General features: G+C 67.7%; 10 protein-coding genes. 6 read left to right on the top strand and 4 right to left on the bottom strand.

All coding sequences use genetic code 11. The features are described from left to right. The first annotated feature begins 117 nt into the window (after positions 1–117). A complete protein-coding gene (locus Q8814_RS04415; RefSeq protein WP_408015830.1) occupies positions 118–939 on the top strand; it encodes an alpha/beta fold hydrolase in 822 nt (273 codons plus the stop codon). 111 nt (positions 940–1,050) lie between these two features. Here Q8814_RS04415 and Q8814_RS04410 read toward each other — a convergent pair whose 3' ends face one another. Further along, positions 1,051–6,546, bottom strand: a complete 5,496-nt coding sequence (locus Q8814_RS04410; RefSeq protein WP_330150814.1) for an ATP-binding protein — start codon at positions 6,544–6,546, stop codon at positions 1,051–1,053. Between the two features lie 799 nt (positions 6,547–7,345). Here Q8814_RS04410 and Q8814_RS04405 point away from each other — a divergent pair. The 5 genes from Q8814_RS04405 to Q8814_RS04385 all read left to right on the top strand — a co-directional run bounded on the left by Q8814_RS04405 (position 7,346) and on the right by Q8814_RS04385 (position 11,494). Further along, positions 7,346–8,530, top strand: a complete 1,185-nt coding sequence (locus tag Q8814_RS04405) for a hypothetical protein (protein WP_330150797.1) — start codon at positions 7,346–7,348, stop codon at positions 8,528–8,530. Positions 8,531–8,682: 152 nt separating this feature from the next. Next, entirely contained in the window at positions 8,683–9,144 is a 462-nt protein-coding gene (locus Q8814_RS04400) for a hypothetical protein (protein ID WP_330150796.1), read from the top strand. 84 nt (positions 9,145–9,228) lie between these two features. After that, positions 9,229–10,086: a ParA family protein gene (locus Q8814_RS04395; RefSeq protein WP_330150795.1), complete on the top strand. Its 858-nt coding sequence runs from the start codon at positions 9,229–9,231 to the stop codon at positions 10,084–10,086. Next, complete coding sequence (locus Q8814_RS04390) at positions 10,083–10,604, top strand: hypothetical protein (protein WP_330150794.1); 522 nt, start codon at positions 10,083–10,085, stop codon at positions 10,602–10,604. Before Q8814_RS04395 ends, Q8814_RS04390 begins: the two co-directional genes overlap by 4 nt. 128 nt (positions 10,605–10,732) lie before the next feature. After that, a complete protein-coding gene (locus tag Q8814_RS04385; RefSeq protein ID WP_408015828.1) occupies positions 10,733–11,494 on the top strand; it encodes a hypothetical protein in 762 nt (253 codons plus the stop codon). 4 nt (positions 11,495–11,498) lie between these two features. On the opposite strand, the gene Q8814_RS04380 is transcribed toward Q8814_RS04385, so the two are convergent. From Q8814_RS04380 to fadD1, 3 genes are read right to left on the bottom strand one after another with little or no spacing between them, the layout of a single operon-like run. Next, positions 11,499–11,918: a CoA-binding protein gene (locus Q8814_RS04380; RefSeq protein ID WP_330150792.1), complete on the bottom strand. Its 420-nt coding sequence runs from the start codon at positions 11,916–11,918 to the stop codon at positions 11,499–11,501. 10 nt (positions 11,919–11,928) lie between these two features. After that, entirely contained in the window at positions 11,929–12,795 is an 867-nt protein-coding gene (locus Q8814_RS04375; protein WP_330150791.1) for a hypothetical protein, read from the bottom strand. A 30-nt stretch (positions 12,796–12,825) separates the two neighbouring features. After that, positions 12,826–14,394: a fatty-acid--CoA ligase FadD1 gene (gene fadD1, locus Q8814_RS04370; RefSeq protein WP_330150790.1), complete on the bottom strand. Its 1,569-nt coding sequence runs from the start codon at positions 14,392–14,394 to the stop codon at positions 12,826–12,828. Position 14,395 lies beyond the last annotated feature (1 nt).

Here is a 14,395-nt window from a genome sequence, read left to right as displayed (position 1 = left end):
AAAACCAACCTTTCGGCCCGTGTCACAGATCACGCGGGAGCTCATGTGACCTTAGGCACATGAGTGTTTGCGCTGTGGCAGACGACGCTCGACCGGGCCCCGAACCGAGCTGCAATGATGACCGGCGTGACCCGTACACAGATCGTTCGCTCCGGTGAGATGGAACTGGAAGTCGTCACAGACGGCGCGGGTGACGAGGCGGTGGTGCTCCTGCCGTCCCTCGGCCGCGACTCGTACGAGTTCGATCCGATCGCCTCCGACCTTGCCGATGCCGGCTTCCTCGCGCTACGGCCGCAACCACGGGGTGTCGGCGCGAGCCGTGGGACGCTTACCGGACTGGACCTGCACGATCTCGCCGCCGACGTAGCAGTGGTCCTGGACCGGTTCGGCGTGGCGCCCGCTGTGCTCGCCGGCCACGCGTTCGGGCACTACGTCGCCCGCGTTCTCGCCGCCGACCGCCCGGAACTCGTCCGCGGTGTCGCGGTGCTGGCTGCCGGTGCGAGACGATTCCCGGCTTCCCTGACCGAACGGGTCGCGAAGTGCTCCGACTTCACCCTTGCGGACTCCGAACGCCTCGAGCATCTGCGGGCCGTGTTCTTCGCGGAAGGACACGACCCGTCGGTGTGGCTCGACGGATGGTGGCCGGACGCCATCGCCGCGCAACGCGCCGCGATGGCCGCGACCGACAAGGAATCCTGGTGGACGATCGCGCCGTCCCCGCTGCTGGACGTCCAGGCCGGCGACGATGTGTTCCGACCGCCGGAAACCCGCTCCGAACTCGTCGACGAGTTCGGTCCCGACCTCGTGACGACCGCTCTGATCCGGGGCAGCGGTCACGCTCTCGTCCCCGAAGTGCCGCACGAGGTGGCGAGGGTGCTGATCGAGTGGATTCACACGCTCGACCGGGGCCCCGAGCAGCACGGTTCCCACGCTCGATGAAGATTTCGTCAGTTTCGCTTCATGAGGAGCTCATGGGTGCGCCGACCCGTCCCGCAGACGCAGAAGGCCTCGCACCGGTAATCCGGTGCGAGGCCTTCTGCGTCGTAACTGTTACGCCAGCGTCTTCGCGATGCCGCGCTCGAGCGCCGCGATGATCTGGGGCCGCAGTTCGGCAGCCGGAACGATCGCGTGGACCGAGCCGACCTCCTGCGCCCGCTGAATGTTGTGGATCGCCTCGAACTCGCCGGCAACCTCGCCGAGCTTCTCCGACCGCACGGTCGTGCGCAGCGAGGCGAGCTCGACACTCAGACGCGCCTTCTCGCCGTCCTCTGCGGCCGCGATCTGGGCTTCCAGCTCGACCACACGCGGATCGTTCGCGGTGCGCTTGTTCACGTCGCGGGTGAACACCACGGCCGCGGCGGGAGCACCGCCGAGCACCGAGGCGAACGATCCTTCGACCGCGAGCACTTCCATGTTCTCGTTCAGCGCTCCGGAGAACACCACGAACGCGCCACCGTGGTAGCGGGAGACGACGACGAACACGATCGGGCCGTCGAAGTTGACGATGGCACGGCCGATCTCGGCACCGTTTTCGAGCTGCAGGTTACGCAGCGACTCGGGGGAGCCGTCGAACCCGGACAGGTTCGCAAGCACCACCAGCGGACGGTTGCCGCTGGCCGCGTTGATCGCGCGGGCCGTCTTCTTCGACGACTTCGGGAACAACGTGCCGGAGGTCCACTGATCGGGGCCGTCGGTCGGGAACCAGCCCTTGCGCGGGATGGCCCGCGACTCGATGCCGATGACGGAGACCGCGTGGCCACCGAGGTGGGCGTCGAAGACGACGGAGGTGTCGGCGTCGGCCATGTCGGCCCAGCGCTCGAGCACCGCATGGTCCTGGTCGACGACGGCGCGCATCACGGTGCGGATGTCGAACGGCTTCTTACGGTCCGGGTTCGTCTCCGACGAGAAGATGTCACCGACGGTGGTGAAGTCGCTCGACGGGTGCACGTGCGGGTAGACGCGCACGTCGCGGTCGATGGGGTCGGTGGAATCGGCCTTGCGGGGGAACCGCTCGCCGGGAGCGACGTAGGCGTGGTCGTAGTGACCGAACAGCACGTCCACGGCCGCGGTCAGGTTCGGGGCCCAGTACTGTGCCTGGCCGTTGGGGCCCATGACGCGGTCGTAGCCGCCGATGCCGAAGTTGTCCTCGGCGGAGACGCCACCGGAGTAGTCGAGCGACTGCTTGCCGGTGAGCACCATGGCGCTGTCCGGGGTCATCACGAGAATGCCCTTGGTGTGCATGAGCATCGTCGCTTCGGCGTTCCAGTACGGCTGGGCGCCGACGTTGATGCCGGTGACGACGACGTTGATCTCGCCACCGTTCTGCGTGAACGTGATGATCCGGCGCAGGCCGCGCGAGACCCAGTCCATGTTCTCGGTGCCCGAGTCCATGGAGATGGTGGCGCCGGACGACAGCGCGAACCACTCGACGGGGGCGCCGAGCTGCTCGGCCAGGTCCACCGCCGCAACCAGGCGGGCGCATTCGGCCTCGGCGACGGTGCCGAGCGCCTTGGTGGGATCGCCGAACAGCGCGACACGGGTCATACCTTCGGGGTAGCGCGCCGTCGGGGCTGTGACGACACCGACGATCAGGCCTGCGGTGTTGCGGCCGTACGGGCGGTCGACGGGGACGAGCTTGCCGTCGAGACCGCTCGTTCCTTCCTCGAAGTCGTACTCGACGAAGCTGCCGTCGTTGCCGGTGAGCAGCGGGATCAGCTCGTACGGGTAGACCGTGCCGCGGGCACGCGAACGCTGCACCTTCTGCGTGTACTCGTCGAGCGGCTTGAGCGGCTCCTTCGGCGGATCGGTCATCTTGACGACCACACCGGCACCGGAGCGGTACGAGAAGCGCAGCGCCACCTCGCGGGCCGGCTTGCCGTGGTGCTCGCGCAGCCACCCGATGACGGTGATTTCCTCGAGTCCGGCACCGACGGTCAGCGGAGCGGCGCCCTGGCCGATGCGGCGCAGGTCGTCGAGGCTCAGATCGACCACGGGCCACACGAACAGCACGACGCGGTTGGCGTCGAGCCGGCGTCCGCCGCGTCCGGCCTGGGCGCGGCGAATGCCGTCGAGCGAGCTTGCGAGTGCCCGCTCGAACGCGGGCAGGCTCACGACATTGCCCGACTCGTCGCGCTGCGGTGTCAGGTCGCGCACCTCGGCGAGTGCGATGAACCGCTCGTCGGACGGGTTGTCCTGCGCCGCAATGTGATACAGGTACGTATCCGGGTTGGCGGGAAGACGGGTGCCGTCGAAGTTCTTCAGGCGCCACAGATCCAGTCGCTGACCGGTGAGCGGATGGATGTCGCGGATGTTGCTTTCCTCCGCATACCCCGACTCGTAGGGCCGGAACGTGAAGACGTGCTCTTCGGCGTTGTCGGTATGGCAGACGGTGACCGTCACGCGGCGGGCGGTCGCGGTGACCTCACGGGCGGTCAGCGCCGTCCGCAGTGACTCGGCCTGGGCGTCGGCGTCGACGGGCGCGTCGTCCCACGCCACGTACAGGTCGATGACCAGGTTCTCGGTGCTCGGCAGCGGCTCCGCGCATTCCTCGACGGAGTCGAGCGCCGCCGCGAGGTCGTCGTGCCGTGCCACGGCGGAAACCAGGTACAGGCGGGTGCCGCGCAGATCGAAGTTGCCGGTGACGAACTGACGGCCGTCGAGGATGCATGAGCGTACGTCCTCGAGCGTCCGGATCTTGTACGCGCGGCGGGTGATCACCTCGAGCAGCGGTCCGGGAACGGTCTCGGGCCGGGTGATCTGCTGCGCGAGCAGGTCGATCAGCGGCTCCGGTGTCGCCACGAGCGCTTCGACGCGCTGCGTGTAATCGGCGGCCTCCGGGTTGTCGGACAAATAGGCGAGCGACCCGCGCACGCCGTCGTAGACCTGCTCACGCGCCTTGCGGATCACCGGCTCCTCGAAGAACCGGTAGCGCAGGTTGCGGGCAGTGTCACCGATGACCGGGAAGCGGACCTGGGTGGCCACGATGAGCCGGTCGAGAACCTCGTTGAGGTCGCTCGACACGCCGGTTTCGCTGTTCCCGCGCTCGACCCAGCGCTCGAGCAGCGCCGACACGACCGGCACCTGCGCCTCGATCCGCTCCTGTGCCAGGAACAGGCGATAGACGGCTTCCTCGAGTTCGGGGGTGCGGTCGAGTTCGGTGACGTCGTAGTGCTGCAGTGCACGCGAGAGCCGCGCACGGAAGCTGTCGGGCAGACCGCCGACCTCGACGTCGAGCGACTGCAGGTACCCGTGGAAGAACTCGCGCGGGCTGTGCACCCGGTCGTCGCTGTTCTCCTCGTCCTGCGTGGGACGGTTGCGCGACAGTTCGCACACGTCGGCGAACGTGGTGAGCAGCGCCAGCTCGGCACGCACCAGGCCGCATTCGGCGGAGGCGTCGGCGGAGAGCCGGTCGTACTCGGCGAGCAGTGTCGCGGTGCGCTTGGCTGACACGTCGTAGCCGGTGATGAGGGCTTCGAGGGTCTCGAGGCGGGCGAGCGCGTCGGTGGAAGCGTCGTCGGTCAGGGTCGGCGCGGGGGAGGGGAACTGCACCCGCTCGACGGTTTCGGTGACGGTTTCCTCGACGATCTGATCGACTCGGAGCAGCGGGGCACCGGCGTCGACCTGGGCGTTGACGACAGCGAGGATCTCGCGAACCTTGCCGGCGAACGGCGCACGCACCGCGGTTTCCATCTTCATGGATTCGAGCACGACGAGCGTCTGCCCGGCCTCGACCTCGTCGCCCACGGCGACGGGCACCGCGACGACGACGGCGGGCGCGGGAGTACGCACGACACCGGCCTCGTCCTGGCTGATCTGGTGGCTGATGCCGTCGATCTCGACGAGGAAGTGCGCCGGTCCGGCGATCGAGACCACACTGTGCCGCTGACCGGCGAGGGTGAGGCGGGACTCGTAGTCGCTCAGGCGGTCGATGTCGACCTCGAGCTCGTTGTCGCCGGTGTCGATGCGGTACCGGTGCGGACCGACCTGGCCGACGATCAGTTCGTACGCCTGACCCTGGTAGCTCAGCTCGATCTTGCGACCGACGGTGTGCCCGGCGCGGGGGCGTCCGCCGCGGGCGGAGGCGAGGAACGCGGCGCGCTCGCGGGCCTCGTCGGCGTCGTAGACGTCGACTGCGGTGGCGATGAGAGCGATGTCGGCGACCTTGGTGGGGCCGGTCGCGGTGCCGGCGCCCGTGCGATCGAGCCAGCCGGTGTCGGCGCTGGCATCGATCACTTCGGGACGATCGAGCAGTTCGAGCAGGAACGATTTGGTGGTGGTGCCGCCGTCGAGAACGACGGTGGTTTCGCGCAGCGCGGTGCGGAGGCGGGCGAGCGCTTCGTCGCGGTCGCGGCCCCACGCGATGACCTTCGCGACCATCGAGTCGTAGTCGGGCGGGATGACGTCGCCCTGGGCGATGCCGGTGTCGACGCGCAGCCCGGAGCCGAGCGGGAACTTGAGCAGCTGCACGGTGCCGGGAGCCGGAGCGAAGCCGTTGTCGGCGTCCTCGGCGTTCAGGCGGGCCTCGACGGCGTGGCCGAACTCGGGCGGGCAGTCACCGGGGAGTTCTTCGCCGGAGGCCACGAGGATCTGCATCTTGACCAGGTCGATGCCGGTGGTGACTTCGGTGATGGGGTGCTCGACCTGCAGGCGGGTGTTGACCTCGAGGAACGTGAAGATCTTCAGGTCGGGCTGGTACAGGTACTCGACGGTGCCGGCGCCGCTGTAACCGGCGGCGCGCACGAGGTCGGCCGAGACCGAGCGCAGGTGGTCGGCCTGGTCCTTGGTGAGCAGCGGGGAAGCGGATTCCTCGATGACCTTCTGGTTCTTGCGCTGGATGGAGCAGTCGCGCACGCCGGGCGCCCACACATTGCCGTGGTTGTCGGCGATGACCTGGACCTCGACGTGGCGGGCGTCGGTGACGAGACGCTCGATGAACACGACGGGATCGCCGAAGGAACGTTCGGCCTCACCCTGGGTGCGCTCGAGGGCGAGTTCGAGTTCGTCCTCGGCGTAGACCTTGCGGATGCCGCGGCCACCGCCGCCGGATCGCGCCTTGATGATCAGGGGGTACCCGATGGCCTGTGCGTGGCGGCGGGCATCGGCGCGGGAGTCGACCGGACCGCCGGACCACGGAGCCACGGGAACGCCGACGCGTTCGGCGAGAAGTTTGGCTTCGACCTTGTCGCCGAGCAGGCGCATGGCGTCGCCGGACGGGCCGATGAAGGTGATGCCCAGGCGGGCACACATGTCTGCGAACGCCGGGTCCTCGGCCACGAAGCCCCAGCCGACCCAGACCGCGTCGGCCTTCGCTTCGAGCAGTGCATGCTCGAGCGCGGCGTGGTCGAGGTAGGACGTGGCCGCTGTGGTGGACGGCCGGAGGGTGACGCCCTCGTCTGCCTGTCGGACGAACATGGCCCGACGCTCGGCGTCCGTGTGCAAGGCGATCGTCTTGATGTCGTAGCCGTGCTCGGAATTGAGCTCCCGGACTGCTCGGATGAGGCGTACTGCCGCCTCACCTCGATTGACCACTGCGATCCGCTTGAACATACTCGTTGTCACCGTTCTCCATGGTTGTGCGCGATTGGTGCGCTCGTCGAAGCACCACACCAATTGAGGAAGTCAAGTTAACCGATCGCCATGGCCACGTCACGACTTGATAACGCGAGTGGGTGCATGTATCGGTCTACTCCTCGAGGTTGGCATAGGCCTGCATTCGGGTCACCGGTCCGGCCGACCCACCCCAGGGGCGGCGGTTAGACGGTCAGGGCAGATCCACCCAGCTATCCACGGCCGCCTCCATGGCGGCAGCGCCCCCAGATGCGGGTGATCCGTCCGCGTACAGCATGGAACAAACATGAGGCTTTGTCACGTTCTGGGGCTTCCCGTGCTTCTCCGGTCCGGGCTGCCCGGAGAAGAGGCTCGTGATCCGTTGAAGTGCAATGTATCCCGTCGGCCGAGGCCTCGAGTGTGGTCGTCGTCCTCGGGCCGGAGTCGGATGTACCGCCTGGTAACACCGGTGGGTAACTTGAGGGTCGCGGCCGGGCACCCAACCTACCGGTGAGTAGATGTATTGGGGTAGAACAACTTCGGGCTCTCTCGGCGGCGATGGAGAGGCATTGTGCGGTGAAATCGCCACTCCGGCGGATTTGAGATGTGACATCTGTCACCGTGGCCGAATGTCGCATCCGGCCAATCGAACTGACCCGAAGCGGCGTCCGGCGCCGACGCTGCGCGCAACCCTTCCGCCGCCCGATTCCGACCCTGGACGAAGACCCGGCAAATGTCCGACCGGCCGCCGGTAGGCATTTTCTGGAACAGTGGAGGCCAACCGGCATGAGGAGGACCGATGCCCGATCCCGGCGAACAGCGGAACCCGGTGGGATTCGAACCCGCCGAGCAGCGTCGCGAGCGCATTGCCGCACAGGTGCGCCGCTGGTGCGAGCAGTGCCGCATCGACGGTCGCCACGCCCCCCTGTCCGACGAGGCTGCGCTGGCCCTGGCCGCCGGTCACCTCGACGAACCCACTCGCGCGGTCTTCACTGCCCGTCGCCTCGCCGGGCGGTCGTATCCGCCGCTCGGTGGGTACGGCGAGCTGCGTCGCCTCACCGACGAGCACGCACGGCTCGTTGCCCGCGCCGCAGCACAGCGGCCCGGTGCCGCCCGCGTGGTCGCCGAGTACCGCGCCTCCGAACTCGCCAAGAAACTCCGGGCCGCGCGTTACGGCCTCGTGCATTCTCCGGCGCACTACGCGCAGGGCGTGCGGGCCGTGCGCCGACAACGCCGCGACGGCATCCACCTCGATCTCGAGCAGCGCGAAGCCCTGTTCGCGGCGCTGCAACGCACACCGGCTCCCATCCCGGTCCCGACGATCGAGCAGGCACGTGGCACGGTCCTGTCGATTGTCGGCGACCGCGTCGCCCGCTGGTCGGAACGCACACCGGCGGCGGAAGCGGGCCGGCGCGCGGCAGAGGTCCTTGCCCGGCAGGTCCCGGGGGAGGACGACCACTTCACCGACCGCTACGACACCCTCCTGTTCCTGGCCGGCTCGCTCTACGACCGGGTCCAGTCCTCGAGTGCATGGCGTTCGGAGTACCTGTCGGTTCAGCGGGCGCAACTCGACCTCGCCGAGGAACTCACCCAGATCTCCGTGGACACCGTCGCCCTGCGCGGACTGCTCACCGAGTTGAACGACGCGATCCGCAGCGTCCCCGCCGCACGCGCGGGTCTCGCGGCGCGCGTCGCGGCGCTCGGCCCGGTGTGGGATCAGCTTCTCGCCCGGGTCGCCGCGCTGGCACGGATCGGGGATCTGCTCGGTTCTGCGGAAGGCCGGCTGCACATGATGCGGATCGCCGAACGCACGGCCAGTCTGGACATACGCATCGACGACCTCATCGGGCGCTCCGGAACGCGGGAGCTCTCGGCGGAGAACACCAACTTCGTCGGCGATCAGTTCGGCGATGCGGCCGGATTGATCGGGTCGCTGCAGTCGGCGCTGCACGGCGACATCGCGGAGCTGACCACCAAGGACTGAGTCGCGTGTTGTAAAGACTCACAGTCGATTCCCGCATCGGTAGCAGGGCTGATACCGGCCCGCAGAAGTGACACACCTCACTGGTGCAACCGCGCGCTTCGGTGGTACCTTCCTCGCGTTCGCAGGGGGCTCGAGTGGCAGAGGTGACAGAAGTGGCATCAGGCTATGCGCGGATGGTTGTGGTACTCGGGGTCACGGCGACGGTGGCTGCCGTCGCCTGCGGCTCCGGTACCGTCGCCGTCGTGGACGATCCGAACCTCGAGACGGCCTTCGAAAATGTGCTGGTGCAGGGAGAAACCCGCACACTCGGCGAGATCGCCGAAGAGGCGGGTATCGACGGCAGCTCGTGGGATCGCATGTATTACTTCAGCGTTCCGCTGCTCATGAGCGAGGTCAATCGGATGCTCGGAACGGCCGGTGTCGTGTGGGAAGGCCTTCCCGGTGTAGGAGCCGAGGGACTGATGGTGTTCACCTCGGACGGCGAGATCGTGCATGCCGTCACCGACTACGAGCCGCCGTTGGCGCTCAATGGTTTTGCAACGGCCGATTCCGTCGTGAGCCCCGGCGACCTCGTCGGTATTCCACGCGTTTCGGTGGAGGCCAAGGGGCGCTGATCCCGGGCGCCGCCGTACCCTGTGTCCGGCTTCGGGTAGTTTGCTGCAGCGAACCAATAGCAATTCTCCCGAAGAGGTGTGCAGGTGGCGCGTGCGATCGCGACGATCAACCTGAAGGGCGGTGTCGGCAAGACCACGACGACCGCCGCGCTGGCCGAGTTCATGGCCGCGGAGTTCGGGCAGCGCGTACTGCTCGTCGACCTCGACCCCCAGACGAATCTCACGACGATGATGGTCGGCGAGGAACGCTGGAAGGAACTCAACGAGCTCGGCCGGACCCTCGCGACACTGTTCCGCCGCGCCATCGACCCCACCGCGGACGAATTCGACATCGAGAAGGCGCTGCAGCACGACGTGTCGCCGGTCAGAGCGGTGCGGGGCGTCGACCTGCTCGCGTCGTCGCTCGATCTCATCGAGATTCAGGAAGGCCTGAGCCACCAGCAGTACGCCGATCCCGAATCCGCCCGCCCCATCGAGGTGTTGCGGTCGGCGATCGCACCGATCGCCGACCGGTACGACTACATCCTCATCGACTGCCCGCCCAACCTCGGCATGCTCACCTTCAACGGGCTTCGACTCGCCGACGGCTACCTGATCCCGACGATCCCGGACATCCTGTCGACCTACGGAATTCCGCAGCTGCAGGCACGGGTGCAGAAGTTCGCAGACAAGTCGGGGCACCGCATCCGCGAGATCGGCCTGGTCATCACCAAGTACCGCAGTGCCTCGAACCTGCATCGCAGCATCATCGAGCAGCTCCAACGCGACGACCGCATCGCCAACGTCGTTCCCGCCTGGGTTCCCGAGGCCAATCAGATCGCGGCGTCGGCCGAGTTCGTTCCGTACGGCACCCTCAAGCGGAAATACGGCAACACCGGCCAGTTCGACGCACTTCGCATGCTCACCGAGACCGTCCTGATGAATGCGCAGGTGTATCTGTGACCGCCTCCGACCGCACCGATGTGCGGCTGCGCCTGCAGATCGGCGAAGCAAGTGCCGCGCTACTGCGGCTCGACGACTCGACGCCCGCTGCCGCGACTTCGCTGGTCGCCCTGGTGCGAGTTATCGCCGACGAGGCCGCGCGCAGCCCTCGATTCGCGAACGCCCTGGTCGCGGCCCTCTCCATCCCTGCCGAAGCGTCCACCGCGCCGGGTGGGGCGGCGGCACCGGTGAAGAGAAGCGCACCCGGAAAGCCACACCCGTCGGGCAAGCCGCCGGTCCGGCGCGGCAAGCGCGCCGCCGGTCCGTTCGACCCGTTCGCGGTGTTCCGTGAGGGCGGTGAAGCCGGATTGCGGGACAAGCTGGCCCCGCTCGATGTGGACGCGCTGAAGGACATCATCGCCGAGCACGCGATGGACTACGACAGACTCGCCATGCGCTGGCGCACACCTTCCAAACTCCGGGATCGCATTGTCGAGCGTGTCAAAGCACTCGCGACGAAGGGCGATGTGTTCCGGTGATGCGTCACAGGTTGTATCGCGTTCGGGTGGTGTCACCGTATGGTGGCAAATGACCCATCCGAGTCGTGCTGCGTATCCCGTCGTCTCACCTCTCGTCGTTTTACGCACGGGAGAATGGACTGCGCGACATGGAAGATATTGCCGGTATAGGTATTCACGCATTCGTCACAGAGGTCGTACAGCGAGGTGGGCGAGCCACCCCTCTGGACGGCAGCAACCGAACCGTGAAGATGTGGGGCGCCGACGGGAAGAGTCGTGTCGTCCGACTTCGCTGCACCGCGCGCGGTGGATGGATGGCACGCCGTCAGGACGGCACGCCGGGTAGCGACGGGACCGGGTCGTCGCACTGGGTGTTCGTCGACCTCGCGAAGCCGGACCCCCAGTTCTACATCGTCGAATCCGGCGAGGTCGAGGCCGGTATCGAGTCCGACGTCGAGCTGTGGCTCGCCGAACGCCCGGGCCGTACCCGCACCGGCAGTCATCCCATCCCGATGAGCAGCGTCGCCCACGGCCACGACCGTTGGGATCTGCTCGAGCTGAACGCCACCAAGGACACGAGCCGGCGCACAGCGGCTCGTCCGGTCGCCCGTACCCGTCCGAAGGCCACCTCCCGCGTCGCCGTCGAAGCCGAAGTGGTCGACCCGCGCGCCGTCGTCGTGGCCGACTTCGGTGGCTACCGGATGCAGGGACGATTCGACCTCGCGACCCGCGCACTCGAGATCACCCGCGGACCGATGGAAGGCCGCCGGTTCCCCGATCCCACCACCGCCGCGAACGCCGTCGCGAGCTTCCTCAGCGGCGACGTCGAATCGTGCGACGGCGACACCTTCTGGCGGCTCGACGGCACCAAATCCACCTCGCTCGGAAAGTACGTCGCGCGCAGCAGGTGACGGATCAGCTTCCGGCGCGCCTGTTCCACTCGATGGCCGGGCAGGTGTCCATCACCATCGCGACACCTGCCTCCGCTGTGCGGGCGAACGCGTCCTCGTCGATGACTCCGAGCTGGAACCACACGCCCTTCGCGCCCACCTGAACCGCCTGGTCGGCGAACTCTCCCGCCGACTCCGAGCGCCGGAAGACATCCACGACCTCGACGGGAAACGGCACGTCGGCGAGCGAAGCGTAGCCCTGCTCACCGAGGACGACCGGTGCGCTCGGGTGGATCGGCACGATCTTCTTGCCGCGTTCCTGGAGCAGCTCGGCGATGCGGTAGGCGGTCCTGGTGGGGTTGCCGGACAATCCGACCACCGCCCACGTCTTGCAGTCGTCGAGCATGAGGGAGACGGCGTCGGGGTCCTGCCACGATGTGCTCATGCGTTCCACGCTACGACGCGCCGCGCTCGGATGTCAGCGTGCAGAATGCGTCCGCCGCGCCGGACGGCACCTGATCGAGCAGTGCCTGTGCCGGTGCCGCGAGCGTCGGGTCGCCGGCGAGCCAGGTCAGCGCGGGGCAATCCTCGAGCCGGTACCCGGAACGCGGCTCGGTAGGGCCCCCGTCGGTGAACGCCCCGAGCACATGCTCCGAGAGCTGCGCGGCCGACCCGTACGTCGACGCGGCCACCGAAAAATCGGGACCGAACGAGGCGGACGCGTGGAACGAGCGGTCGTCGCTCCAACCCCATTTGGTGCCGATGACACCGGCCAGTAGCGCCGTCCCGAAATTCTGCGGGTATCCGTCGGCGGCCGTGCCGTAGGCCGACGCCATCGCGCCCAGAACCGGCGAATCCGGGTCCGTCACCTTCTTGGTTTCGAGGTAGCTCACCATGTCGTGGGTCGACGTGGTCCCGACACCCCAATACCCGGGAACGTAGGTGTCGGTGAGCCCGAACTCCGCTGCGGTCGTCGAAATCGCCTGCGGGTACTTCGCGTACAAGCGGTCGGCGATCGCGTCGTTCGACGCCCTGATCATTTCGACGGCGTCGGCGTGATCGGCGGGATCGCCGTGCCGCACGACGTACTCGGCCAGGTACAGCTTGACGATCGACACTCCCGCCCGAGACTCGTGCTCGTTGGCGGTTCCCGCCCGGAAACCGGTCGGGGTGTGGGCGAAAGAGATCTGTGTGCTGCTCGGGGCGACGATGGCCCCTCCCTCGTCCACCACCGGTGACGGTGCCGCGGCGGCAACGTGACCGCCCGCTGCGCCGAGCGCGGTCAGTGTGACGACGACGACGGTCTTCGCGAGCGTGCGCATGAACGCTGATGCTAGCGGATACAAGGACAACTACACCGGTTCGTAGCGCCCGCCCCGGTGTTTCCACAGGACGCCGTCGCCCCTGGTCGGTCCCTGCGCCTTCAGTTCGCGTTTGAGGATCTTGTTGGTCGCGGTGATCGGCAGGTCGGGCGCGATCCGGACGTACCGCGGCCACGCTTTCGGCGAGAGATCGGCCTGCGCGCAGAGGAACTCGGTGAACTCGTCGGGAGTCAGTGTCGTGCCGTCGCGCAGCACGAGCGCGGCCATCACCTGATCGCCGACGTGTTCGTCGGGCACACCGTAGACGGCGACCCGGCTCAATTGCGGCAGGCGCTGCAGGATCCGCTCGATCGGTGCGGCGGCGAGGTTCTCGCCGTCGACACGCATCCAGTCGGCGGTGCGGCCGGCGAGGTAGATCCAACCGTCGGCATCGGTGTAGGCGAGGTCACCGGACCAGAACATGCCGTGCCGCAGTCGCTCGTCGGTCGCCTCCCGGTCGTTGTAGTAGCCGGAGAAGAACCCGGCTCCCTGGGTGTTGACCAGTTCTCCGATCGCCTTGTCCGCGTTGAGAAGCGCGCCGTGCGCGTCGAATTCCGCAGGTGGGCACTGCGTGACGGTGCCCGCGTCGTACACTGCGACGCCGGGCAGACCCCTGCCGATCGACCCGGGCGGGGTGCCGTCGTCGCGGGTGATGATGACGGCACTCTCGGTTGATCCGAAACCGTCCCACACCGTGCAGGCGAAGCGCTCGGCGAACTCGGCGATGTCGCGGTCGGTGGCCTCGTTGCCGAATGCGACACGCAGCGGGTTGTCGGCGTCGTCGGGCTGCGCCGGTGTCGCGAGGACGTAGGCGAGGGGCTTGCCGACGTAGTTCATGTAGGTCGCGCCGTAGCGACGGATGTCGTGAACGAAGTTCGAGGCCGAGAATGTCGCGGGCGCCATGGTCGCACCACTGCACAGCGACACGCACCACCCGGCGAGGATCGCGTTGGAGTGGAACAGCGGCATCGACAGATATGCGACGTCGTCGGTGGTGATCGAGAACCGGTCGACGAGGTTGTTGCCCGCGAACAGCACCATGATGTGGGCGAGACGAACAGGTTTCGGGTCGCCGCTGGTGCCGGAGGTGAAGATCAGCATGAACGGGTCCATCGCCTCGACCTCACGGAACGGCTCGAGATCACCGGTTCGTGCGACCAGGTCCGCCCACTCGGGACTCGACACGTCGACGACCCGGACGTCGCCGAGTTCGAGTCCGTCCAGCAACGGCAGGTGTTCGGGGTCGGTGAGCAGGATCTGGCAGTCGGCGCGGCGGATGTCGCGGGCCAGTCCGTCGCCGCGGCGCGTGTTGTTGATGCCGACGAGTGGAAACCCGCCGAGTGCTGCCGCGGCGATCGCATGGAGCATGTCGGGCGTGTTGCCGAGTAGCGCGCCGACGTGGACGGGCCGGTCGCGGTCGACGAGCGACAGCAGCACCGACGCCTGTGCGGACGCGTGCGCGAGGTGCTCGCGCCAGGTCCAGGTGCCGGTGTCGTGGACGATTGCGGTGGTGTCGTCGGCCAGGCGCTCGCGGAGCGCCTGCTGGACGGTGTCGGCCATG

Origin of the sequence: Rhodococcus chondri (assembly GCF_036327435.1) — a bacterium.
Taxonomy (GTDB): Bacteria; Actinomycetota; Actinomycetes; order Mycobacteriales; family Mycobacteriaceae; genus Rhodococcus; species Rhodococcus chondri.
Note: the sequence above shows the minus strand (reverse complement) of the source record. Positions and strands in the feature narration are given on the sequence as shown.